This is a genomic window from Arthrobacter sp. V1I9, from assembly GCF_030817075.1.
In the GTDB taxonomy this organism is placed as follows: Bacteria; Actinomycetota; Actinomycetes; order Actinomycetales; family Micrococcaceae; genus Arthrobacter.
In genome coordinates this window covers 2,228,641-2,253,323 of the sequence record NZ_JAUSYU010000001.1, presented here as the reverse complement: position 1 = coordinate 2,253,323, position 24,683 = coordinate 2,228,641, and the positions used below count along the sequence as shown (strand labels likewise).

21 protein-coding genes and 1 pseudogene are annotated in these 24,683 nt (G+C 65.7%); 20 read left to right on the top strand and 2 right to left on the bottom strand.

What is annotated here, in order from left to right; genetic code table 11:
- The first annotated feature begins 8 nt into the window (after positions 1-8).
- The 17 genes and pseudogenes from QFZ70_RS10665 to dnaE all read left to right on the top strand — a co-directional run bounded on the left by QFZ70_RS10665 (position 9) and on the right by dnaE (position 20,509).
- Positions 9-1,643, top strand: a complete 1,635-nt coding sequence (locus QFZ70_RS10665; protein ID WP_307095472.1) for a UDP-N-acetylmuramoyl-L-alanyl-D-glutamate--2,6-diaminopimelate ligase — start codon at positions 9-11, stop codon at positions 1,641-1,643.
- 6 nt (positions 1,644-1,649) lie between these two features.
- Complete coding sequence (murF, locus tag QFZ70_RS10660) at positions 1,650-3,116, top strand: UDP-N-acetylmuramoyl-tripeptide--D-alanyl-D-alanine ligase (RefSeq protein ID WP_307095470.1); 1,467 nt, start codon at positions 1,650-1,652, stop codon at positions 3,114-3,116.
- Positions 3,113-4,222 carry a phospho-N-acetylmuramoyl-pentapeptide-transferase gene (mraY, locus tag QFZ70_RS10655; RefSeq protein ID WP_307095467.1) on the top strand — a complete coding sequence of 370 codons (1,110 nt, stop codon included), beginning with the start codon at positions 3,113-3,115 and terminating at the stop codon, positions 4,220-4,222. The genes murF and mraY overlap by 4 nt, the downstream gene beginning before the upstream one ends.
- A complete protein-coding gene (gene murD, locus QFZ70_RS10650; protein WP_307095466.1) occupies positions 4,204-5,781 on the top strand; it encodes a UDP-N-acetylmuramoyl-L-alanine--D-glutamate ligase in 1,578 nt (525 codons plus the stop codon). Before mraY ends, murD begins: the two co-directional genes overlap by 19 nt.
- Before the next feature lie 2 nt (positions 5,782-5,783).
- Positions 5,784-7,142, top strand: a complete 1,359-nt coding sequence (gene ftsW / locus QFZ70_RS10645; RefSeq protein ID WP_307095464.1) for a putative lipid II flippase FtsW — start codon at positions 5,784-5,786, stop codon at positions 7,140-7,142.
- A gap of 7 nt (positions 7,143-7,149) precedes the next feature.
- Positions 7,150-8,250, top strand: a complete 1,101-nt coding sequence (gene murG, locus QFZ70_RS10640) for an undecaprenyldiphospho-muramoylpentapeptide beta-N-acetylglucosaminyltransferase (protein WP_307095462.1) — start codon at positions 7,150-7,152, stop codon at positions 8,248-8,250.
- Entirely contained in the window at positions 8,247-9,623 is a 1,377-nt protein-coding gene (gene murC, locus QFZ70_RS10635) for a UDP-N-acetylmuramate--L-alanine ligase (RefSeq protein ID WP_307095460.1), read from the top strand. Before murG ends, murC begins: the two co-directional genes overlap by 4 nt.
- Positions 9,616-10,584 carry a cell division protein FtsQ/DivIB gene (locus QFZ70_RS10630; protein WP_307095458.1) on the top strand — a complete coding sequence of 323 codons (969 nt, stop codon included), beginning with the start codon at positions 9,616-9,618 and terminating at the stop codon, positions 10,582-10,584. Before murC ends, QFZ70_RS10630 begins: the two co-directional genes overlap by 8 nt.
- Before the next feature lie 184 nt (positions 10,585-10,768).
- Complete coding sequence (gene ftsZ / locus QFZ70_RS10625; RefSeq protein ID WP_104045309.1) at positions 10,769-12,004, top strand: cell division protein FtsZ; 1,236 nt, start codon at positions 10,769-10,771, stop codon at positions 12,002-12,004.
- 8 nt (positions 12,005-12,012) lie between these two features.
- The gene (locus tag QFZ70_RS10620) at positions 12,013-12,702 is read left to right on the top strand and encodes a polyphenol oxidase family protein (RefSeq protein WP_307095456.1); all 690 of its coding nucleotides are present in this window, start codon (positions 12,013-12,015) and stop codon (positions 12,700-12,702) included.
- A complete protein-coding gene (locus tag QFZ70_RS10615) occupies positions 12,695-13,432 on the top strand; it encodes a YggS family pyridoxal phosphate-dependent enzyme (RefSeq protein ID WP_307095455.1) in 738 nt (245 codons plus the stop codon). Before QFZ70_RS10620 ends, QFZ70_RS10615 begins: the two co-directional genes overlap by 8 nt.
- 89 nt (positions 13,433-13,521) lie before the next feature.
- Positions 13,522-14,052 carry a cell division protein SepF gene (locus tag QFZ70_RS10610; protein WP_256247445.1) on the top strand — a complete coding sequence of 177 codons (531 nt, stop codon included), beginning with the start codon at positions 13,522-13,524 and terminating at the stop codon, positions 14,050-14,052.
- 122 nt (positions 14,053-14,174) lie between these two features.
- Positions 14,175-14,462 (top strand): YggT family protein, encoded by a 288-nt coding sequence (locus QFZ70_RS10605; protein ID WP_104045313.1) that lies wholly within the window; start codon positions 14,175-14,177, stop codon positions 14,460-14,462.
- Positions 14,463-14,640: 178 nt separating this feature from the next.
- The gene (locus QFZ70_RS10600) at positions 14,641-15,330 is read left to right on the top strand and encodes a DivIVA domain-containing protein (protein ID WP_307095452.1); all 690 of its coding nucleotides are present in this window, start codon (positions 14,641-14,643) and stop codon (positions 15,328-15,330) included.
- Positions 15,331-15,422: 92 nt separating this feature from the next.
- A complete protein-coding gene (gene lspA / locus QFZ70_RS10595) occupies positions 15,423-15,995 on the top strand; it encodes a signal peptidase II (protein ID WP_307095450.1) in 573 nt (190 codons plus the stop codon).
- A complete protein-coding gene (locus tag QFZ70_RS10590) occupies positions 15,988-16,914 on the top strand; it encodes an RluA family pseudouridine synthase (RefSeq protein ID WP_307095449.1) in 927 nt (308 codons plus the stop codon). Before lspA ends, QFZ70_RS10590 begins: the two co-directional genes overlap by 8 nt.
- Positions 16,915-16,950: 36 nt before the next feature.
- Positions 16,951-20,509 (top strand): annotated as a pseudogene (gene dnaE, locus QFZ70_RS10585) (DNA polymerase III subunit alpha).
- 99 nt (positions 20,510-20,608) lie between these two features.
- Here dnaE and QFZ70_RS10580 read toward each other — a convergent pair.
- Positions 20,609-21,109, bottom strand: coding sequence for a flavin reductase family protein (locus QFZ70_RS10580; protein ID WP_307095448.1), 501 nt, complete (start codon positions 21,107-21,109; stop codon positions 20,609-20,611).
- A 125-nt stretch (positions 21,110-21,234) separates the two neighbouring features.
- On the opposite strand from QFZ70_RS10580, the gene QFZ70_RS10575 reads away from it, so the two are divergent.
- The 3 genes from QFZ70_RS10575 to nrdR all read left to right on the top strand — a co-directional run bounded on the left by QFZ70_RS10575 (position 21,235) and on the right by nrdR (position 23,846).
- Entirely contained in the window at positions 21,235-21,786 is a 552-nt protein-coding gene (locus tag QFZ70_RS10575) for a hypothetical protein (protein WP_307095446.1), read from the top strand.
- 4 nt (positions 21,787-21,790) lie between these two features.
- Positions 21,791-23,158: a histidinol dehydrogenase gene (hisD, locus tag QFZ70_RS10570; protein WP_307095444.1), complete on the top strand. Its 1,368-nt coding sequence runs from the start codon at positions 21,791-21,793 to the stop codon at positions 23,156-23,158.
- 181 nt (positions 23,159-23,339) lie between these two features.
- Complete coding sequence (nrdR, locus tag QFZ70_RS10565) at positions 23,340-23,846, top strand: transcriptional regulator NrdR (protein WP_104045320.1); 507 nt, start codon at positions 23,340-23,342, stop codon at positions 23,844-23,846.
- Between the two features lie 72 nt (positions 23,847-23,918).
- On the opposite strand, the gene QFZ70_RS10560 is transcribed toward nrdR, so the two are convergent.
- The gene (locus QFZ70_RS10560) at positions 23,919-24,683 is read right to left on the bottom strand and encodes an SDR family oxidoreductase (protein WP_307095443.1); all 765 of its coding nucleotides are present in this window, start codon (positions 24,681-24,683) and stop codon (positions 23,919-23,921) included.

Here is a 24,683-nt window from a genome sequence, read left to right as displayed (position 1 = left end):
GAGATTCCTTGTCTGACCTCAATCCGTCCGATAGCCGCGCCGTCCCGGAGGGACCTGCCGGCCAGGGCCGATTCCGCCCGTCAACTGTTGAAGCGGTCCGGCTGGCAAGCATCGGCGACGCCATTGATGTTGCCGTTCCCGGTCCGGCGGCCGGGGTGGAAGTCACCGGAATTTCCCTGAACTCGCGTGCCGTGGAGCCGGGCGACCTTTACGTCGCCCTTCCGGGCGCAGCCCGTCATGGTGCCGATTTCGTTCCGCAGGCCGTCGAAGCGGGAGCCGTCGCCGTCCTCACGGACGACGCAGGCGCCAGGCTGCTGGCGCTGTCCAACGATGTTCCGGTACCCGTGATCATCGTGGACTCGCCCCGCAACGTGGTGGGCCCATTGTCCGCTTTGATCTATCAAAGCCAGCCGGGCGGCGGCCAGCCGCAGCTGTTCGGCGTGACGGGCACCAACGGAAAGACCACCACCACCTATTTCATCAACTCTCTGCTGCGGGCCTTGGGCCGGAAGACCGGGCTGATCGGCACCATCGAGATCCACGCCGGCGGGGACCCCATCCCGAGCCTTCTCACCACCCCCGAATCCACCGACGTGCATGCGCTGCTGGCGCTCATGCGGGAAAGGGGACTGGCGGCTGCCGCCATGGAGGTCTCGTCCCACGCCATCTCCTTCCAGCGGGTGGACGGAGTGCTCTTCGATGTTGTGGGCTTCACCAACCTGACTCAGGATCACCTGGACCTGCACCTCACCATGGACGATTATTTCGCCACCAAGGCGGAGCTTTTTACTCCAGGCCGCGCCCGTGCGGCGGTGGTAACGGTCGACGACGAGTGGGGGCGCCGTCTTGCCGGCGCCACTCAAGTGCCGGTTACCACCCTCGCCACGTCCGCCGGAACCGCTGCCGACTGGACTGTCACGAAGCCGGCCGCGCGCGGGCTTGGCACGGAATTCACCCTCAGCGGCCCGGACGGGGCCAGGCTCACCGTGCACACCGGCCTCCCCGGCAGCTTTAACGTTGCCAACGCCGCGCTGGCGGCAGTGATGGTCCTGGCGGCAGGCGTGGATGCCGGCACGCTGCAGTCAGCATTGGACGAGCACGACCCCTTCACCGTAGCGGTGCCCGGACGTATGCAGCTGGTTTCCGACGAGCCGGCAGCGATCGTCGATTTTGCCCACAATACGGATGCCCTGGCCCGGGCCCTCGAGGCGGTACGCTCACCGCTACCCGGGTCCCGCCTCATTGTCGTTTTTGGTGCCACCGGCCAGCGTGACCAGGGAAAACGCCCCGCAATGGGCGCCATTGCAGCCCGCCTCGCCGATACCGTCATTATCAGCGATGACGACCCCCACGATGAAGACCCGGCTGCCATCCGCGCCGACGTCCTGGCCGGAGCCCGCGAAGCGAAGGAAAAGGACTCCCTCGAGTGTGAAGTCCTGGAGGTTTTCCCCCGCGCCGAAGCAATCCGCCGTGCCGTGGAGCTGGCGCGGCCGGAGGACACCATCCTCGTGGCCGGCCGGGGCCATGAGGTGTGGCAGGAGGTCAAAGGCGTCAACCTTGCCCTGGACGACAGGGTGGAGCTGCGCAGCGCCTTGACAGCCAGGGGATTCAACGTTCTCCAAGACGACCGGATAGAGTCCTAGACCGAGATGATTGCATTTACTGCGGCGGAGATCGCCGAAATCACTAACGGGCGCCTGGACGCCGATCCCGGGATCACGCCCCTTTCGGTGGTCACGGACTCACGCGAATCCACACCGGGTTCGCTCTATGTCGCAAAGCCGGGTGAGCACGCCGACGGCCACGACTACGTGGCAGCCGCCTTCGCAGCAGGCGCCACCCTGGCCCTGGTGGAGCGCCCGGTGTCCGGGCCGGACGGAACCCCCTATCCCTCTGTCCTGGTTCCCGATGCGGTGCTCGCGATGGGCGCGCTGGCGGCCGAAGCCGTGCGCAGGATCCGGGCAGCACGGGCCCGGGAAGGCAGCGAACTCACGGTAGTGGGGATCACCGGATCGGCCGGAAAGACCACCACCAAAGACCTGCTCGCAGGCATCCTCGCCACACAGGGAAACACCGTGGCCCCGCAGGGGTCCTACAACGGCGAAATCGGCGTGCCGCTCACCGTCTTCAGCGCCGGGACCGCTACGCGCTACCTCGTGATCGAGATGGGCGCCACCGGAATAGGCCACATCCAGTACCTTGCCGACATGGTCAAACCTGACATCGGCGTAGTGCTCGCGGTCGGAACCGCGCACGCCGGGGAGTTCGGGGGAGTGCAGAACATTGCCCGGGCCAAGGGGGAACTGGTAGAGGCCCTCGCACCGACGGGCACCGCCGTGGTCAACCTCGACGACGAGCGGGTGGCGGCCATGCGTTCACGCACCTCGGCGTCGGTGCTGGGTTTCTCAGCGGAAGGCCGCGGGGACGCCGCCGTGCAGGCACTGAACGCCGACACCAATGCCGCCGGCCATCCTGAATTCGACCTCCGGCTGCCGGACGGCGAAACCGGGCTGCACGTGAGCAGCCGCCTCATCGGCGCGCACCATGTGGGCAATCTGCTGGCGGCCGCCGCCGCGGCCTGGGCCGCGGGCGTACCCGGACAGGACATAGCGTCCTCCCTCAGCATGCAAACTGCCGCAAGCCGGTGGCGCATGGAGCGCACCGAGCGGCCGGACGGCGTCACCATCATCAACGACGCCTACAACGCCAACCCCGAGTCCATGCGCGCCGCGCTGCGGACGCTCGCGGACCTTGGCCGCGGCAGGCGCACCTGGGCAGTGCTGGGAGCAATGCTCGAACTCGGCGAGGACTCCATTAGGGAACATACCGCGGTCGGCACCCAGGTGGTCCGGCTCAATATCTCCAGACTGCTGGTAGTAGGCCGGGAAGCCCGCGCCCTCTACGTGTCGGCAGTGCAGGAGGGGTCCTGGGGCGACGAGTGCCTTTTCGCCGAAACAGTGGAAGAGGCCCACGAACTGCTGGATGCCGAGCTCCAGCCGGGCGACCTGGTGCTGTTCAAGTCCTCGAACAGCGTAGGGCTTCGCCATCTGGGCGATCGGATAGCATTACCCCCACAAACCCCGCAACCTGCCGATGAAAGGAGCACTCTGCCGTGATTGCACTTTTGATCGGCGCCGGCCTGGCACTCCTGTTCGCCCTTGTGGGAACCCCGCTCTTCATCCGGCTGCTGGTACGCCGCGGCTACGGCCAGTTCATCAGGGACGACGGCCCCACCTCGCACCACACCAAACGCGGCACACCCACCATGGGCGGGACAGTGGTGGTGGCGGCGGTACTGCTGAGTTACGGCCTCACCCACCTGATCATGCTGATGGTCAATCCCGGTTCTTCCGGCCCCTCCGCTTCGGCCCTCATCCTGCTGTTCCTGACGGTGGGGATGGGCCTGGTTGGATTCCTTGACGACTTCATCAAGATTTCCCGGCAGCGCAGCCTCGGCCTCAACGCCAAGGCAAAGCTGATCCTGCAGGCAGCCGTTGGCATTATCTTTGCGGTGCTCGCCCTGAATTTCCCCAACCACGCCGGGGTCACGCCCGCCTCCACCAAGATTTCGCTGGTCCGTGATTTACCCTGGCTGGACCTTGCCTTTGGCGGAACCGTCCTCGGGGCCATCCTGTTCGTGATCTGGTCCAACCTGATTGTCACCGCCGCAACCAACGGCGTGAACCTGACCGACGGCCTTGACGGGCTCGCCGCAGGTGCCGCCGTGATGGTTTTCGGCGCGTATACGCTGATGGGAATCTGGCAGAGCAACCAGGCCTGCGGTTCACCCCGCGAGGCCGGCAGCGGGTGCTATTCGGTCCGCGATCCCCTGGACCTGGCCCTGCTGGCAGCCATCATGAGCGCCGCGCTGGTGGGTTTCCTGTGGTGGAACACCTCGCCGGCCAAGATCTTTATGGGCGACACCGGTTCCCTGGCCATTGGCGGCGCCATCGCGGGCTTCGCCATCCTGTCCCGGACCGAACTGCTGCTGGGCATCATCGGCGGCCTGTTCGTCCTGATCACCCTGTCCGTCATCATCCAGGTGGGCTACTTCAAAGCCACCGGCGGTAAGCGGGTCTTCAAGATGGCCCCGCTGCAGCACCACTTCGAGCTGCAGGGCTGGGCAGAAGTAACGGTGGTGGTCCGGTTCTGGATCCTCTGCGGGCTCTTCGTCGCCGCGGGGCTTGGCATTTTCTACGCTGAATGGGTTGTGCTGCTGTGACCGTTTCCTCCCGCCTGGACAACCTCACCAGCTGGGATTCCGACTGGTCCGGGTTGCGCGTAGCCGTTACCGGCATCGGCGTCTCCGGGTTCGCGGCAGCTGACACCCTCATCGAACTCGGTGCCCGGGTGGTAGTGGTGGACGCAGCCACGAGCGATACGGCCAGGGCCCACGCAGAGACCCTCAGGATCGTCGGTGCCGCCGATGTCCTGCTTGGCGAGGACGCAGTAGCGCGCATACCCCGGATCGACGGCGGGCTGCCCGAACTGATCGTCACTTCACCCGGGTGGCGCCCCGACCAGGCCCTCCTGGCGGCCGCCGCGAGGGCGCACATTCCGGTGTGGGGCGACGTCGAACTCGCCTGGCGGCTTCGCGTGCGGGAAGGCCGCAAGACGGCGGACTGGCTTGCCATCACGGGAACTAACGGAAAGACCACCACCGTCGGCCTCACCGAATCCATGCTTCGGGCTGCGGGACTGAAGGCCATCGCCGTCGGCAACGTGGGCACACCCATCCTGGATGCCCTCCGGGATCCGGTGGAATACGACGTCTTCGCCGTCGAGCTTTCCAGCTTCCAGCTCCACTGGGCACAGTCCCTTTCACCTGTTGCCAGTGTCTGCCTGAACGTAGCCGAGGACCACGTGGACTGGCACGGCTCCTACGATTCGTACCTGGCGGACAAGGCCAAGGTCTACGAACAAACGCAAAAAGCCTGCATCTACAACGCCGAGCAGATTGAAACCGAGCGCATGGTGGAAAACGCAGATGTGGTGGAGGGCTGCCGCGCCGTCGGTTTCACCACGGTCACCCCGGCCATCAGCATGCTCGGCGTGGTGGAGGGGCTGCTGGTGGACCGCGCGTTCATTGCCGAACGCCAGGACAGCGCTGCGGAACTCGCTTCCATGAGCGACCTGGGCGCCCTCGCTCCGCGCCATATGGTGGCCAACGCCCTCGCCGCCGCGGGGCTCGTGCGCGCCTACGGGGTTGAGGCAAAGGCGGTGCGGCAGGGCATCCAGGACTACATCCCGGGAGACCACCGCATCCAGCCGGTGGCCCGCCACAACGGGGTGCTGTGGGTCAACGACTCCAAGGCCACCAATCCACACGCCGCGGCCGCCTCACTGGCTACGTTCAGCAACGTCATCTGGATCGCCGGCGGTCTCTCCAAGGGCGTGACCTACGACGACCTGGTCCGGGAGCACGTTCAACGGCTCAAGGCCGTGGTGCTCATTGGAAGCGATACCTCGGCCCTCACCGAGGCCCTCCAGCGACACGCGCCGGATGTCCCGGTGATCATCCCGGCGGCGGGTGAAACTGAAGAGGTGCAGACTGCCGCAGCGGCCGGCGCCGTCCAGTCCGGTTCTTCCGTACCCGGTGAAACGGTGATGGCCAGGGCTGTGGCGTCAGCAGCGCAGCTCGCCGCATCGGGCGACACTGTGCTGATGGCCCCGGCAGCTGCTTCCATGGATCAGTTCTCTTCCTATGCTCACCGTGGCGACACTTTCATCGAAGCTGTCCGCGAGCTGGTGGAAGGGCAGGCCCAGACCGGCGAGGAGTAACAATGGCCAGCACGCCCACCCGGCCACAGGCGGCCAGACAGCAGCCAGTAAAGCAGCATGACGGCAAGCCGCGCCCCGGCTCCTCGGCAACAGCTGCCCGGCGCCCGTCAACGGCGGCCGCCAGGCTCCGGACCATGTACCGCAGATTCTGGTCCGCGCTGGAAGGAACCGGAACCTCCCGGAACGGTTCCACGTACTACCTCATCCTGGGATCAACGCTGGCGCTGACCGCCATCGGCATCATGATGGTGCTCTCAGCCTCCAGTGTTGAGTCCATTGCCGCCGGAAAGTCGCCCTACGGCGACGCCCTTAAGCAAGGCCTGTTCGCCGCCATCGGCATCTTCACCATGTTTGTGCTGTCCCGGATCAACGTGATTTGGCTCAAGCGGCTCGCCTGGCCCGCGATCGGTGCGGCACTGGTGCTCCTGGTCCTCGTCCAGGTGGTGGGTGACGAGGTCAACGGCAACAAGAACTGGATCGACCTGGGCGGCATCACCTTCCAGCCGTCAGAGGCGTCGAAACTTGCCCTCGCACTCTGGATGGCCACCGTCCTGGCCATGAAGGGAAAGCTGCTCAGCCGCTGGCAGCACGTCGCGGTTCCTGCCGTCCCGATGGCCATCATCATCGTTGGCCTGGTCCTGGTGGGAAACGACCTCGGAACGGCCATGATCATCATGATGATCACAGCTGCCGCACTATTCTTTGCCGGGGCACCCCTCTACCTCTTCGGCATCGCCGGACTGTTCGGAGCTGCCCTGGCCGGCCTTATGGCTGTCACCAGCTCAAACCGCATGTGCCGCATCACGTCCTGGTGGACCGGCCAGTCCTGCGCTGACGGCGTCGATGCCAACTACCAGGCCACCAACGGCCTCTACGGCCTCGCCTCCGGCGGTTGGTTCGGGGTGGGCCTGGGCCAAAGCCGGCAGAAGTACAGCTGGATCCCCGAAGCCCACAACGACTTCATCTTCGCCATCATCGGCGAGGAACTCGGGCTGGTGGGCACCGTCGTCGTGCTCATCCTTTTCGCGATCCTCGGCGCAGCCATCTACCGCGTGGTGGTGGCGCAGGAGGGCATGTTCCACCGGGTCCTGGCCGGCACCATCATGGTGTGGCTGCTCGGCCAGGCCACCGTGAACATGTCCGTGGTGACAGGCCTGATGCCCGTGATCGGTGTGCCGCTGCCGTTCATTTCCTATGGCGGGTCCGCCCTGCTGATGTCACTGTGCGCCATCGGCGTGGTGCTCTCGCTGGCGCGGGAGCAGATGGCCCCGGCCATCCGGCCGAAACGGATGCTGAAGTTCAAGTCGAAGCCGTCAAAGGCAACCGCACCCAAGAAAAAGACTGCAAGAAAGCGTGCTTAAGCCCCACATGACGTCCCAGAATCCCTCCATTGTCCTGGCGGGCGGCGGAACTGCCGGCCACATCAGCCCTCTCCTGGCCATCGCAGCTGCCGTCCGTACGGCAGCTCCCGGCGCTGCCATCCTCGCGGTCGGAACACCAGCGGGAATGGAAACCCGCCTGGTGCCCGCCGCCGGCGTTGAGCTCGCCACCATCGACCGTGTGCCCTTCCCGCGGAAGCCATCCGTGGATCTGCTTCGCCTCCCAGGACGGCTCGGCGGCGCCGTGCGGCAGGCAGGGGCCATCCTGGACAAGGCTGGCGCGGATGTCCTGGTGGGCGTCGGCGGCTACGTGTGCACACCGATGTACCTGGCCGCACGGAAACGCGGCATCCCGATTGTGATCCATGAAGCTAACATCCGGCCCGGGCTGGCCAACAGGGTAGGCGCGATGTTCACCAAGCGCGTCGCAGTAGCCTTCGACGCCACCCCGCTGAAGGGCGCCCTGCACGTGGGCATGCCAATGCGCACCGAAATTTCCGGCCTGGACCGGGCCGCCGCGCGAACCGCGGCGCGGGAGGCACTTGGACTGGACGCAACGAAACCCACCCTGATTGTCACCGGCGGATCATCGGGCGCGCAGAGCATCAACCGCACCATCGCCGCCGCCCTCGCGCAGCTGGCCGGCGCCGGCATCCAGACCCTGCACATCACCGGCCGTGGCAAGTCCGTCCTTGATGATGGCGGCAGGCCGCTGGTTGCCGAAGGCTACCGCCAGGTGGAGTACATCGACGGCATGGAACTGGCCTATGCCGCGGCCGACGTGCTGTTGGCCCGATCCGGTGCCGCCACCGTGTCTGAGATTGCGGCTGTCGGCGTGCCGGCCGTCCTGGTTCCGCTGCCCATTGGCAACGGGGAACAGGCCCTCAACGCGGCTGGACTCGTCGCCGCCGGCGGCGCCGTGCTCGTTGCGGACCGCGACTTCACCCCCGAGTGGGTAGGCAGTGAACTGGTTCCCCTCGTCACCGACCAGTCCCGCCTCGCCACCATGGCCGCCAATTCGTACCGGCTTGGTATCCGAAACGCCGACCAGCGCATGGCCGGTCTAGTCCTGGAAGCGGTATCCACATGAGCTCCGACACCATTCCCAGCCTCGCCTCCCTGGGCAAGGTCCACTTCGTCGGCGTCGGCGGCGTGGGCATGTCCGCTGTGGCCCGGATCATGGTGGCCCGGGGCGTGCCGGTCAGCGGTTCAGATGCAACGGACCTTCCCGTGATGGCGGACCTTGCTGCCGCCGGGGCGCGCATCGCCGTCGGATACGACGCAGCCAACCTGGCGGACGCGCAGACCGTGGTGGCAGGGACAGCGATCAGGGCGGACAACCCCGAGGTGATGGCCGCCAGGGAAGCAGGGGTGCCCGTGCTGCACCGCTCCGTTGCCTTGGCGGCAACCATGGGGGAGGACGTAGTGGTGACCGTGGCCGGGACCCATGGCAAGTCCACCACCACGTCAATGGTCGCGGTCCTGCTGCAGGGCGCCGGCCTGGACCCCTCTTTTGCAATCGGCGCCAACGTGCCCGCCCTCGGCGTCAATGCCGCGTCCGGAACGTCCCCGGTCTTTGTGGCCGAGGCAGACGAGTCCGACGGGTCCTTCCTCAACTACCGGCCCAGGATCGCCGTGGTCACCAATGTGGAGCCCGACCACCTGGACTACTACGGCACCGCCGAGGCCGTCTACGAATCCTTCGACCGCTTTACCGCCCTGCTGCCGGCCGACGGCGTGCTGATCGCCTGCGCCGACGATCCAGGAGCGCTGGCCCTTGCAGAGCGTGCCCGGGAACGCGGCAACGCCCGCGTGGTCCTTTACGGGACGGGCGCCGAGGCGGAGCTTTTGCTGCACGACGGCGGCCCCGGGGACGTTGCGGTGTCCACGCCGTCCGGCCGCTTCCAGCTCGACCTGCAGGTGCCGGGCCGGCACAACGCCCTGAACGCGGCGGCTGCTTTTGCCGTAGCACTCGAGCTGGGCGTCGAGCCAGCCGCGGCTGCCGGCGCCCTGGCACAGTTCTCCGGGGCTTCACGGCGCTTTGAGCTGAAGGGCCAGGCTCGGGGTGTGCGGGTCTTCGACGATTACGCCCACCATCCCACCGAAGTTCGGGCAGCCCTTGCCGCCGCCCGCTCGGTGGCCGGCAACCACAAGGTGCATGTGCTTTTCCAACCGCACCTGTTCTCACGGACCCGGGAATTTGCCCGTGAATTCGCTGAGGCACTGAACCTTGCCGATACTGCCTGGGTGCTGGACATTTACCCGGCCCGTGAAGACCCGATTCCCGGGGTCACGAGCCAGCTCATCGCGGACCACCTCGACGACGGCGGGCGGCTAATCCAGGCCGTGGAGGCCGTGCCGGCCCTGGCCGCCGCGGCCGGCGACGGGGACATCGTCCTGACAGCCGGTGCGGGTGATGTAACGGCTTATGGGCCGCAGATCGTAGAGGCCCTCCGTGCCTAGTTCACGCCGCCCTACGTATGCGTCCACCGGAAGGCGCCCTGCCGCCGGGGGTCCGGCCAACCGGACCCGCGGCTCTAACGCAGGCCGGGATACGGACAGCGGCTCCAGCGTGATCTCGGCCTCACGGCCGGTGGTTGACCAGGCTCCGCAGCCACCCGAAGAGGCAAAGGCAACCAGGTTCACGGGCCGAAACAAGGACAAACCAGCGGAATCCTCCACGGCATCGGACAGCCGGGCGGGCAATGTCCTGGCGTTTCCCGAGCCCAAGGGCAAACGGCGGAAGCGGAATGTACTGGTCGTGGCCGCCACCCTGGTTGCTTTGGTGGCCGCGCTGCTGGCCGCCGCTGTGTTCTCCCCGGTCCTTGCGGTGGACACGATCTCGGTTTCCGGGACGCGCCTGCTGACTCCTGCGCAGGTGCAGACCGCGCTTGAACCCCTGCACGGCAAGCCCCTGCCACAGATCACGGACGAGGAGGTAGGGCGCCTCCTTGAGCCCCTGGTCCAGGTCAAGTCCGTCTCGGCCGAGGCACGTCCGCCGTCGGGCCTGGCTGTGGCGGTGCGTGAACGCGTGCCGGTGGCGCTGGTCAAGCAGGGGGAGCGCTACCAGCTGGTGGACGTGGAGGGCATTCAGCTGGCCGCTACGGCGGATCCGGCGTCGGTCTCGTTGCCGGTCATTGACGGCGGCGCCGGTACCATCGGCAAGGAGCTGTTCCGTGCTACCGCGGAGGTGCTGGGTGCGCTGCCGGCGGATGTGCTCGCCAAGCTGTCGAACGCGTCCGCCCAGTCAGTGGACGCGGTGGAACTCAAACTCGTGGACGGCCAGACCATTATCTGGGGCAACGCGGGGGAGAAGGAACTCAAGGCCAAAGTACTCGCCGCGCTCCTCAAGGTTCCGGCGGATCCCCAAAACCCGGTTAAGGTGTACGACGTGAGTGTGCCCCGGCATCCGGTGACCCGCTGACACGCTTTCTTTCCGGTATTAATCCGACACGCGGAGCCGGTCATTGAATGTGTGAACCAGAGGAAATACCGTCACAGACATGAGTTACTTGACATAACTATAACCTTCAAGTCGAAGGTTAGGGTTGCAGGCACTAAGCTCTTCATCAGATTTCGCAAAAAGACACGAACAAGGGACACGTAACGTGGCAGCTCCGCAGAATTACTTGGCCGTCATCAAAGTCGTCGGCATCGGCGGCGGTGGCGTGAACGCAGTCAACCGCATGATCGAGGTCGGCCTCCGGGGTGTTGAATTCATCGCCATCAACACCGACGCCCAGGCCCTGCTGATGAGCGACGCCGACGTCAAGCTTGACGTGGGACGGGAACTGACCCGCGGCCTCGGCGCAGGCGCGAACCCCGAGGTGGGCAAGCAGGCTGCCGAGGACCACGCGGACGAGATCGAGGAGGTGCTTCGCGGCGCCGACATGGTCTTCGTTACCGCCGGCGAAGGCGGCGGTACCGGCACCGGCGGCGCTCCCGTCGTCGCACGCATTGCCCGCTCCCTTGGTGCCCTGACCATCGGCGTGGTGACCCGCCCGTTCACGTTCGAAGGCCGCCGCCGCGCGGGGTCCGCGGAGGCCGGCATCGACGCCCTCCGCGACGAAGTGGACACCCTGATCGTTATCCCCAACGACCGCCTCCTCTCGATCAGCGACCGCAACGTCTCCGTCCTGGACGCCTTCCGCTCCGCTGACCAGGTGCTGCTCTCGGGTGTACAGGGCATCACCGACCTCATCACCACTCCGGGCCTGATCAACCTTGACTTCGCGGACGTCAAGTCCGTCATGCAGGGCGCCGGGTCCGCCCTGATGGGCATCGGCTCGGCCCGGGGCGAAGACCGCGCCGTCAAGGCCGCTGAGCTCGCCATCGCCTCACCGCTGCTGGAAGCTTCCATTGACGGAGCCCATGGTGTGCTCCTGTCCATCCAGGGTGGTTCGGACCTCGGCCTGTTTGAGATCAATGAAGCCGCACGCCTGGTTCAGGAAGTGGCGCACCCGGAAGCGAACATCATCTTCGGCGCCGTTATCGACGACGCACTCGGCGACGAAGCCCGCGTGACGGTCATCGCTGCAGGGTTCGACGACGTCAAGGCCACTTCGCCGTCCATGGACCAGTCCCAGCCGCAGGTTGCTCCGCAGCGGCCGGCCGCGCCTGTTGCCCCGGCACCCGCCCAGGCTCCTTCCGCGGGCAACCACTCCCACAACGTCCAGCCGGTCCATGCCGGTGTGGGTGCAGCCGGGCTCAGCAACTGGGGCCAGCAGCGTCCCTCCGCTGTCCCCGCTGACTCAGGCTTCGACGTCGACCTCCCTTCCGTTGTGGAGCCGGACCTCTCCGGCAGCCACTCGGATGACCTGGATGTCCCCGACTTCCTGAAGTAGGCGCAGGATTGTTCCACTGGGGTGCCGAAATCCGGCCAGGAGTGTCCGTCGCCTTTACTGACGCTGCCGCCGGAAACCTGGCGCTGCACGTGGGCGACGACCCCGTGGAAGTGGGCCGGCGCCGCGCGGATCTGGAACGGACCATCGGCGTCGCTCCGCGGGGCCTGCGGTTCATGAACCAGGTTCACGGCACCACCGTGGCGGTTATGGACCAGGGCACTGCGGCGCCCGAAGCCGATGCCATGGTCTCCCTGGGCTTTCCGCTGGCAGTGATGGTTGCTGACTGCATTCCCGTCCTGCTGGCAGGGGATTCGGCGGAAGGGCCGGTCCTGGCAGCCGTGCACGCTGGCCGGCCCGGCCTTGCCGGCGGCGTCATTCCAGCCGCAGTGGGGACCATGAAGTCCCTCGGGGCCTCTGGCATCCGCGCCTGGCTTGGGCCGTCCATCTGCGGGAACTGCTACGAGGTGCCCGCCGCGATGCAGGCCGAGGTAGCAGCCGCTGTGCCCGCCGCGCGGAGTACCACCACCAGGGGCACCCCCGGGCTGGACCTGCCCGCCGGTGCCCGCAGCCAGCTGGAGCGCCTGGGCATCAGCGTCGAGTACTGCGGACCCTGCACCCTTGAAACTGAGTCGCTCTTTTCATACCGGCGGAACAACAACACCGGGCGATTCGCAGGTGTGGTGTGGTGCCATGACTGACCCCGGAGCAGCCGGCGACCCGCGCTCCGAGGAGCTGAGGGGCCGGCTCGACGCCGTCCAGCGCCGCATCACGGCGGCGGCAGCCGCGGCAGGCCGGGCAGGCGATCTACCGACTTTGATCGTGGTCACCAAGTTCCACCCGGCCGAGGACATCAAACGCCTTGCCGTCCTGGGTGTTACGGACGTTGGCGAAAACCGGGACCAGGAAGCGGCCGCCAAAGCGGAACAACTGGTGGAGTGCGGACTAGCGTGGCACTTCGTGGGCCAGCTGCAGACCAAAAAGGCGAAGTCCGTGGTCCGCTACGCCGCGGCTGTGCATTCGGTTGACCGGCCGCAGCTCGTGGATGCCCTGGCCAAAGCGGCCCAGGCCCAGCAGGACACCACCGGACGGGCGCCGCTGGAGTGCTTCATCCAGGTCAGCCTGGAGGACGACGCCGGAACCCACCGGGGTGGCGCCGACCCCAACGATGTGGGGGTGCTTGCAGAACGGATAGCAACAGCCGGGAGCCTGAAGCTTGCGGGTGTGATGGCAGTGGCCCCCCTTGGCGCCCCGCCCGGGCCGGCCTTCGAAAAACTTGCCGCCGTGTCTGCCGCGCTTGTGGCGCAGCATCCGGCGGCCACCGGCATCTCGGCAGGCATGAGCCAGGACCTCGAAGCGGCCATCCTGTTCGGGGCGACACACCTGCGAATCGGTTCCGATATTCTCGGATCGCGTCCCCCCGTGGGGTAGCGTCGGTGCTATTGGAAGTGATGGGCGGGGGACTCCAGTGCTGTCAAGTCATTGGGCGGCCCGCTTACGGACACGATTAGGAGTCGACCATGGCCGGCGCTCTGCGCAAGACAATGATCTATCTTGGGCTCGCCGACGGCGATGAACACTACGAGTCCGAGCAACAGACCACACGTAAGGATGAGGACGAAACGATGGAAGCTGACCGCGAGGAGCGCCGTGCACCTGCACCCGTCCGCGAGGTCAGCCGCGAAACGTCCTACACCCCCGAAGAGGAATATCGCGCCCCAGTGACACCCATCAAGCGCGCGGCCTCAAGCCGCGAGGAGACCAGCGGTCTCCGCCAGATCACCACTATCCATCCGCGCTCCTACAACGATGCCAAGCTGATCGGCGAAAGCTTCCGTGACGGAATCCCGGTCATCATGAACGTGACGGACATGGGCGAGGCGGATGCCAAGCGCCTCGTGGACTTCTCCGCAGGCCTGGTCTTTGGGCTGCGGGGGAGCATCGAACGGGTGACCAACAAGGTGTTCCTGCTCTCGCCGTCGTATGTCGAAGTCATCGGCGATGACAAAAAAGCCAGCGAGACCCAAGCCAGCTTCTTTAACCAAAGCTGACCGAATATCCTGACGCGATGCCAGGCAGGGACACACCTGCCTGGCATCTGTGCTGAAATAGACGAGAAGCATCGGCCGGACGCCGCGGTAACCACTATGGACATGGAGATATGAATTAAGTCATGGGAATTGTTTTCGGGCTTGTCTATCTCGCGCTTTTGCTGTTTTTTGTGGCACTGATCATCCGCCTGGTTTTCGACTGGGTGCAGATGTTCGCACGGGAGTGGCGCCCCCGGGGAGCGGCCCTGGTAGTGGCTCACGCCGTCTACTCCATCACGGACCCGCCGCTCAACGGACTGCGCCGGCTGATCCCGCCGCTGCGCCTTGGCGGCATTTCCCTGGACCTGGGCTTCCTGGTCCTGTTCATCGCCGTCAGCATTGCCATGGGGATCACCAGGGGCCTCGCCTGATTTACCGGATAGACCCAGCAGTGCACACGGATGGAACCCGCCGGGAACCACCATGCAATATGAAGAAAACTCGCGTTTGACACCGCAGTGTTGAATTAGAGGAACCAGACCAACTTTAGGTACCGTAGTTTTGACGGCCGGAAGGCCTACTGACTAACCAGACCAGTGAGGTGACCAGATGGCTTTGACGCCAGAAGACGTTGTCAACAAGCGCTTTCAGCCGACCAAGTTCCGCGAAGGCTACGACCAGGATGAAGTTGATGACTTCCTGGACGAAATCGTTGTTGAACTCCGCCGCCTGAACCAGGAAAACGACGAACTTCGCAAGAAGCTCTCCGAAGCCGGGTCCAGCGTGCCGGCCAGCTCTGCCGCCGCACCCGTGGTGGAGAAGGTCCCCGCGCCCGTCAAGTCCGACAAGGACGAAGCACGCGAGAAGGCTGAAGCCGAAGCCAAGGCCGCCGAAGAGCGCAAGAAGAAGGACGTCCAGCCGTCCGCTCCGGTAGCTGCCGCTCCCGTTGCCGCCGCTCCGGCCGCCTCCACCGCCTCAGCAGAATCCGCTGCCGGCCTGCTCGCCATGGCCCAGCAGATGCACGACCGCCACGTCGCAGACGGACAGGCGCAGAAGGACAAGATCATCGCCGAAGCGCAGATCGAAGCTAGCAGCCTCGTCAACGACGCCCAGGAAAAGTCCCGCAAGATCCTCGGAGCCCTCGAGCAGCAGCGCTCCGTGCTGGAGCGCAAGGTGGAGCAGCTCCGCGGCTTCGAGCGCGACTACCGTTCACGCCTGAAGGCCTACATCGAAGGCCAGCTCCGCGACCTCGATGCCCGCGGTTCAGTGGCAACGCCGGAAGTCAGCGAAGCCAACTAATCCGGCTAAGCACGTATTCTGAAAGCCGGTGGCTGGGGATTCCTCGGCCACCGGCTTTTGGCATTGAACCAGGTTTTACGAATGAAAGCACCATGACTGACGAACTCGCCGCCGACCCGGCCCGCCCCGTACCGCCTTCGCCGCGCCCCCGGAGAGCCGTGCTGCTGTCCCTCTTCGCAGGGTTCGCAGTTTTCGCCTACGTCCTGGACCAGCTGACCAAGATCTGGGTCACCTCCACCATGGTGGAAGGGGAGCGAATCCCGGTCTTCCCGCCGCTGCTGCATTGGTACTTCATCCGGAACTCGGGGGCTGCGTTCTCCATCGGGGAAAACGTCACCTGGGTGTTCTCCATCATTATGGCCGCCGTTGCGGTGGCCATCCTGTTCCAAGTCCGCAAGCTCGGCTCGAAATGGTGGTCCCTGGCCCTCGGCCTGCTGCTGGGCGGCGCGCTGGGCAACCTCACCGACAGGCTCTTCCGGGAACCATCCTTCGGTATGGGGCATGTGGTGGACTTTATCCAGCTGCCCAATTTCGCAATCTTCAACATCGCTGACTCGGCTGTCGTCTCCGCCGTCGCGATCATCTGCATCCTCACGCTGCGCGGAATCACCCTGGACGGAACACGGCTGACGTCCGGTAACAAGGAAAAGCCCACGGATGCCTGAGCGCGTGGTCGTCGCCGAAGAATACGCCGGAACACGCGCCGACGCGGGCCTCGCCGGGCTGATGGGCATCTCGCGTTCCCTTGCCGCTACCCTTATCGCCGAAGGCAATGTCCTCAGCAAAGGCAAGGCACTGGGAAAGTCGGCAAAGCTCGTAGCCGGAGATGTCCTCCAGGTGAGCCTGCCGGAACGGCGTGACCCCCTTGAAGTCGTGGAGGAAGTTGTGGAAGGCCTGAAGATCCTGCTCGACGACGACGATTTCGTCGTCGTGGACAAACCCGTGGGTGTCGCGGCCCATCCCTCTCCGGGCTGGGTGGGGCCCACCGTGGTGGGCGGACTCGCCGGGGCGGGCTACCGCATTTCCACCTCCGGCTCGCCCGAGCGCGCGGGTATCGTCCACCGGCTCGACGTCGGCACGTCCGGGGCAATGGTGGTCGCCAAGTCCGAACGCGCCTACACCGCCCTGAAGCGGGCCTTCAAGGAACGCACGGTGGACAAGGTCTACCACGCTGTGGTCCAGGGTTTGCCTGATCCGCTGACCGGCACCATCGACGCACCGATCGGCCGCCACCCGGGACATGACTGGCGGTTCGCGGTGATTGAGGACGGCCGGCCGTCCGTCACGCATTACGAAGTGGTGGAAGCGTTCGGCAAGGCAAGCCTTGTGGAGGTGCACCTGGAGACGGGGCGCACCCACCAGATCCGCGTACATTTCTCGGCACTCCGCCATCCCTGCGCAGGCGACCTCACTTACGGCGCCGACCCCCGGCTGGCCGCCACGCTTGGACTGACCCGGCAATGGCTGCATGCCCGCGAGCTCGGCTTTGAGCACCCGGTGACGGGCGAGCAGGTTCGTGTCATCAGCGACTATCCGCAGGACCTTGCGTTTGCCCTCCAAGTGCTGGAGTCCGGGCGGGCCTGACCCTCGGTGCGGGTGCCCAGCGCATAGAATAGTGCGGTGACTTCCAGCAACGACTCGTTTGTCCATCTCCACAACCACACCGAGTATTCAATGCTGGACGGTGCCGCAAGGCTCGGCGAGCTGTTCGACGAAACCGAACGGCTGGGCATGCCCGCCATCGCCACCACCGACCACGGCTACCTCTTCGGCGCTTTCGACTTCTGGAAGAAGGCCACCGACAAGGGAATCAAGCCGATCATCGGCGTCGAAGCCTATGTGACGCCGGGAACGGCCCGCGGTGACAAAAGCCGTGTGCGCTGGGGCGAGGAGCACCAGCGCAAGGACGACATCTCCGGCGGTGGTTCCTACACCCACATGACCTTGCTGAGCTACAACAACGCGGGCATGCGGAACCTGTTCCGGGCGTCCTCCATCGCCTCGCTGGACGCCGTTTTCGGCAAATGGCCCCGCCTGGACCGTGAGCTGCTGAACACCTACTCCGAGGGGCTCATCGCCACTACCGGCTGCCCGTCCGGGGAAGTCCAGACCCGCCTGCGGCTGGGCCAATACCGGGAGGCGCTGGAAGCAGCCGCCGAGTTCCGCGACATCTTCGGGGCAGAAAACTACTTCTGCGAACTCATGGACCATGGGCTGGACATCGAACGGCGCGTCACCGGGGACCTGCTCCGCCTTGCCAAGGACCTGAACCTTCCGCTCGTCGCCACGAACGATCTCCACTACACGCACGAGCACGACGCCAAAGCCCACGAGGCGCTGCTGGCCATCCAGTCCGGCTCCACCCTTTTGGAGCCCACGTACGACAACGGCGGCTCCCGCTTCGCCTTCTCGGGCAGCGGCTACTACCTGAAGTCACCGCAGGAGATGCGGGAGCTGTTCCGGGACCACCCGGACGCGTGCGACAACACCCTCCTGATCGCCGAGCGGTGCGAGGTTTCCTTCAACACCGGCGCCAACTACATGCCCCGGTTCCCCTGCCCGCCGGGGGAGGACGAGACCTCCTGGCTGGTCAAGGAAGTGGCCAAGGGACTCGACTACCGTTACCCGGGCGGCGTTCCGGACGAGGTCCGCGCGCAGGCCGACTACGAGCTCGGAGTCATCACCTCCATGGGCTTCCCCGGCTACTTCCTGGTGGTGGCGGACTTCATCAACTGGGCCAAGAACAACGGCATCCGCGTGGGTCCCGGCCGCGGTTCCGGCGCCGGCTCCATGGTGGCCTACGCCATGCGCATTACCGACCTGGACCCGCTTCGCCACGGCCTCATCTTCGAGCGGTTCTTGAACCCCGACCGCGTCTCCATGCCCGACTTCGACGTCGACTTCGATGACCGGCGCCGCTCGGAAGTCATCGATTACGTGACCCGCAAGTACGGCGATGAGCGCGTAGCCATGATCGTCACCTACGGCACCATCAAAACCAAGCAGGCGCTCAAGGACTCCTCGCGCGTGCTGGGCTATCCCTTCAGCATGGGCGAGCAGCTGACCAAGGCGCTGCCACCTGCCGTGATGGCCAAGGACATCCCGCTGGCGGATATCCAGAACCCGGAGTCCAAGCGCTACGGCGAAGCCGGCGACTTCCGGCAGCTGGTCAGCACGGATCCCGAAGCTGCCAAGGTGTTCGAGACCGCGCTGGGCATTGAGGGGCTGAAGCGCCAGTGGGGCGTCCACGCCGCCGGCGTCATTATGTCCTCGGACCCTATCATCGACGTTATCCCCATCATGCGCCGCATCCAGGACGGCCAGGTGATCACGCAGTTCGATTACCCCACCTGCGAGGGCCTCGGCCTGATCAAGATGGACTTCCTGGGGCTGCGAAACCTCACGATCATTTCCGATGCCCTGGAAAACATCAAGATGAACCGCGGCATCGACCTGGACCTTGAGTCCCTGGAACTCGACGACGCCCCCGTCCTACGAACTGCTGGCCCGTGGCGACACCCTGGGCGTGTTCCAGCTGGACGGCGGACCGATGCGCTCCCTGCTCAAGCTCATGAAGCCTGACAACTTCGAGGACATCTCGGCCGTGCTCGCGCTTTACCGGCCGGGGCCGATGGGCGCCAATGCGCATACCGACTACGCGCTCCGCAAGAACGGGATCCAGGAAGTCATTCCGATCCACCCGGAACTGAAGGAACCGCTCTCCGAGATCCTCGGCGGAACGTATGGCCTGATCGTATACCAGGAGCAGGTAATGGCCGTGGCCCAGAAGCTGGCCGGGTACTCGCTGGGCCAGGCAGACATCCTCCGCCGCGCCATGGGCAAAAAGAAGAAGTCTGAGCTGGACAAGCAGTTTGCGGGCTTCTCCCAGGGCATGCAGGACAACGGTTACTCCATGGAGGCCGTAAAGACCCTGTGGGACATCCTGCTGCCGTTCTCCGATTACGCATTCAACAAGGCCCACTCCGCCGCGTATGGAGTGATCTCCTACTGGACCGCGTACCTGAAGGCCCACTACGCCCCGGAGTACATGGCCGCGCTGCTCACGTCCGTGGGTGACGACAAGGACAAGTCGGCCATCTACCTCAACGAGTGCCGGCGCATGGGCATCACCGTGCTCCCGCCGGACGTCAATGAGTCCGCCCTGAACTTCACTCCTGTGGGCAACGACATCCGCTTCGGCATGGGCGCCATCCGCAACGTGGGCGTCAACGTGGTGGAAGCCATGGTGGCCGCCCGCGAAAGCGAGGGCGCCTACACGTCCTTCAAGGACTACCTAATGAAGGTGCCCGCAGTGGTCTGCAACAAGCGCACCATTGAATCGCTGATCAAGTCCGGCGCCTTCGACTCGCTGGGCCATCACCGCCGTGCCCTGGCGATGATCCATGAGGAGGCCATCGATTCGGTCATCACGCTCAAGCGCAATGAAGCGATCGGCCAGTTTGACCTGTTCGCCGGCTTCGAAGAAGCGGAATCAGAGTCGTCGCTGAGCATAGAGATTCCTGACCTTCCCGAGTGGGAGAAGAAGGACAAACTGTCCTTCGAACGGGACATGCTGGGACTCTATGTCTCGGACCACCCGCTGCAGGGCCTCGAAGGGGTGCTGAGCCAGCACGCCGAGCTGAGCATTACTTCCGTCCTGGGCGAGGACGGTCCGCAGGACGGCGCCATCATCACCATCGCCGGTATGATCACGTCACTGAGCCGGCGCATCGCGAAGGCCAGCGGCAATGCCTACGCCCGGGCTGAGGTGGAAGACCTGGGCGCTTCCATGGAAGTGATGTTCTTCGGCCAGGTTTACGGGCCCATTGCCTCGATACTTGCCGAGGACCTGATCGTGGTGGTCAAGGGGCGCCTGCAGAAGCGTGACGACGGCGCGATCACCCTCAACTGCATGGAACTGTCCGTACCTGACCTGAGCGAAGGGCTGAACGGACCACTGGTGATCACCATGCCCACCCACAAGGCCACTGAGGCTGTGGTCACCGAATTGGGTGACGTGCTCCGGACCCACCGCGGGAACTCCGAAGTCCGCCTGCACCTGCAGGGCGATACCAGGACCGAAATCATGGGCCTGCCGGTCCACCTCCGCGTGAACCCGAGCCCGTCCCTCTTTGGCGACCTGAAAGTACTGCTCGGCCCCGCCTGCCTCGACGCCTGACATACAGGGAGCGGACGACGGCGGGACTCCCCGCCGTCGTTGGCTGCTGTTTCTTGACGCCTGTTTTAGGCGCCATGCCTGGTCGCCTGGCGGGGGCCCTTAGATTTCGTAGTCGAGCGGCACCGGCTGGCTGTACCCGCCGGAGTGGTAGAGGAGTGGCGACCCGTCGCCGCCCACCTGGCCGTCGACCACCTGCACCACCACAACCGCGTTGTTCTCGAACGAGAGGCGCATCTGCACCTCGCCAATCAACCAGCCGGCCACGTCCTTCAGCACCGGTACCCCGTGCGGCCCGACGTCCCAGTGGTCGCCCTCAAAACGGTTGCCGGCGCCGGCAAACCGGTCGGCGAGTTGCTGGTTCTCCAGTCCAAGCATGTGGACGCCGAGGTAGGTGGTGTTGGCCACGGCAGGCCATGACCTGGAACTGCGCGCCATATTGAAGGTAAAGCGCGGGGGCTGCGCCGACAACGACGCTACGGAGGTGGCAGTGAAGCCGAACGGGCTGTCCTGGTAGTTGACCGTGATGATGGCAACTCCCGCGGCGTGGCGCCGAAACATCTCCCTGAACGTCCGCTCGAACGGCACGTCATTTACGGTCACGGGAACTCCTGATGGTGGTGGTTGTGTTCTCCTTCAAGGGTATGGTCCGGTTGGCCAGGCAGGGAATTACTTGAACTCCCACGTCCGGCGGTTAAGCCGGCGGAACATTTGTTAAGGTTTGTTGCATGATGAAACCAACCCGCCGCGCACGCCCGCGGCTGCCCTGGGCCATGCTCGCGGTCCCGGCAGCGGGGGGAGTGCCTGTGGGAATTCTCTGGTGGCTGCTCGCGCCCGGCGGCCTCAACCTCATTACCAGGGAGGCATCCCTCGGGACCGGCACCAACCCCCTGGTCTGGCTCCCCAGGGACCTCACGCTGGCCGGGCTTCTGGTCTTCGCCGGGTGCCTCCTGGCAGTGTTCCTGACGGACAAAAAGCGCCGGGATCCGCAGGCCGACCTGCTCATGGGGCTGGCGGGCGCCCTGTGCGGCGCCGTGCTGGCCTGGCAGGCGGGCCTGCTGTCCGCGCAGCTGTGGGGACCCGCGGTAGACGCCTCGGCCAACGCCAGCATTGCCTTTTCGTTGCGCTCCCTGCCTGTGCTGCTGCTGTGGCCCGCTGCCACTGCCGTGTCCGTCTTTGTGCTGGAGTTGATGCACCTCCTCGGAAGGAAGGAGAACGGCGGTAAGGACGACGGCGGCCTGCACCGGTCGCAGCACGTTGCGCCGGGGCCCGTAAAATAGTGCGGTGACCATTTCTTCCGATCTTCCCGCAACCCCCGCTGATGCCGCCGTGAATTTCCGCACTGTTGACCTCCGCGGCCGGAACCTGACCCTCGCGGAACTCCGCGCCGCTGTGCCCCGCGCCCAGGGCCAGACGGTAGCCGACGCCGAAGAGAAGGTCCTCGACATTATCTCCGCCGTCCGGCAGCGGGGCTTCGACGCACTGGGAAAATTGGCCCTTCGCTTCGACGGCGTGGAGCAGAACCACCCCCTCGTTCCGCAGGAGGCCCTTGCGGCAGCACTGCAGGAGCTGGACCCCGCCGTCCGGATGGCGCTGGAGGAATCAATCAGCCGGGCACGCCGGTTTGCCGATGGCCAGCGTCCGCGCAACGTGGAGGTTCAGCTAGGCGACGGCGCACTGGTCAGCCAGAACTGGCTGCCGGTGGCGCGGGTGGGACTCTACGTGCCCGGCGGCCTTGCCGTCTACCCGTCCTCCGTCATCATGAACGTGGTACCGGCACTCGCCGCCGGAGTAGAGTCCATTGCCCTGGCCTCGCCCCCGCAGAAAGAGTTCGACGGCCTGCCGCACCCCACCATCCTTGCCGCCGCTGCGCTGCTCGGCATCACGGAGGTGTACGCCATCGGCGGCGCCCAGGCCATCGCCGCGTTCGCCTACGGGGTGCCCGCCACGGAGGCCGGTCCATCGCTGGAACCGGTGGACGTGGTGACCGGGCCGGGCAATATTTTCGTGGCGACGGCCAAGCGCCTGGTGAAAGGCGCAGTAGGTATCGATTCCGAGGCCGGCACCACCGAGATTGCAATCCTCGCGGACTCCACGGCCCAACCTGCACTGGTCGCCGCCGACCTGATCAGCCAGGCGGAACACGATCCCAAGGCGGCCTCGGTGCTCATCACGGATTCCGAAGACCTCGCCGCCGCCGTCCGCACCGAACTGGACCGGCAGGCCGCCGCCACCAAGCACTCCGGCCGCGTCATCGAAGCGCTGTCCGGCCCGCAGTCCGGGGCGGTCCTGGTGGACGACCTTGACCAGGGCATCGCCGCCTGTGACGCCTACGCGGCGGAGCACCTTGAAATCATGACCCGCGACGCCGCCGGCGTGGCCGCCAGGATCCGTAATGCCGGGGCCATCTTCGTTGGCGACTTCAGCCCAGTCAGCCTTGGGGACTACTGCGCCGGCTCCAACCACGTGCTGCCCACCAGCGGCACGGCTGCCTTCTCGTCCGGCCTGAACGTCACCACCTTCCTCCGGGCCATCCAGGTAGTGAACTACAGCCGTGAGGCGCTGGCAGAAGTGAGCGGCCACATCGTCAGCCTGTCCGGCGCAGAAGACCTGCCCGCCCACGGCGAGGCGGTCACGGCCCGGTTCTCCTGAGCCCAGGGACTGCCGCGGGCCCGACATCTAGTAGTGCCCACCACAACATGTAGTAATTACAGGGTTGTTATTAGCGGGCTCCGGGACGTAAACTGGAGGCGCCGCGGGCCGGGCTATGTCTTGCCGCGTCCATAAAGCCTGGCAACACCAAGCAAGAATATCAAGCGAAAGAAGGGACGTTATGTACTGTCCGTTCTGCCGCAACCCCGACTCCCGGGTGGTGGACAGCCGAATGGCGGACGATGGCTCGGCCATCCGCCGGCGCCGCCAGTGCCCTGAATGCGGGCGCCGGTTCACTACCGTGGAAACCACCAGTCTGTCCGTCATCAAGCGTTCCGGCGTGGGCGAGCCCTTCAGCCGCAGCAAGGTGATCAACGGTGTGCGCAAGGCTTGCCAGGGACGCCCGGTCAGCGAAGACGACCTCGCTCTGCTCGCCCAGGAAGTCGAGGAGCAGATCCGCTCATCCGGCGCCGCTGAGATCGACGCCCACGAGGTGGGACTCGTTATCCTTGGTCCGCTGCAGAAGCTGGACAAGGTGGCCTACCTTCGCTTCGCGAGCGTTTACCAGGCCTTCGAATCCCTCGAGGATTTCGAAACGGCCATCGCCCTGCTCCGCCAGGAAGCCGAAGAAGACGCGAAGAGCACTCCCGCCAAGGGCGCCAAGAGCTCCGAAAAGAGCCCACTGTAAGCTCCGGTGGTGGCACTGGAGGGGAAGCCGCAGCCACCACCGGCACCACGCCTGCCCCCAGGGGGCACGCGGCTACCTTCCCCCTGAAACAGGCAACACCGCGCCGGTGATGTAGGCCGCCTCCGCGGACATCAGCCACAGGACGGCGGCCGCTACTTCTTCGGGCTCGGCGCCCCTGCCAAGCGGGATGGTCGGGTTCAGCCGCTCCACACGGTCCGGCATGCCGGCCGCCGCATGCAGGCCTGTGTTGGTGCTGCCCGGCGCCACTGCGTTCACCCGGATGCCCTGCTGGGCCACTTCGGCCGCAAATCCTGTGGTGAGGACGTCCACCGCTCCTTTGGAGGCCGCGTAGTGCGCCCAGGTTCCGGGGGAGCCTGCCTTGGTTGCAGTGGACGAAATGTTGATAACCGAACCGCCCGCGCCACCGGTGTGGATGCTGAGACGGCGCACCGCCTCCTGGCAGACGTAGATCAGTCCCGTCACATTGACGTCCATGACCCGCCGGACATTCTCCGCAGGCACGTCCACGAGGTTCCCCATCAGGTTGCCGGTGATCCCTGCGTTGTTCACCACTGCCGTCAACGTCCCCAGCCGCGCGGCGGCATCGAAGAGGGAACGGACCGCGGCAGGGTCACTAACGTCCGCCCGGGCAGGAACCGCCGTGCCGCCGTCGTTCGCAATATCCTCAACCACGGCTGCCGCACCGTCCGCATCTGCCGAATAGTTCACCACCACGGCGTAGCCTGCACGGGCAGCCAGCCGGGCGATGGCGGCACCGATGCCGCGGCTGGCGCCGGTGACCACCATAACGCCCCGGGCGGGAGCAGGAGCGCGCAC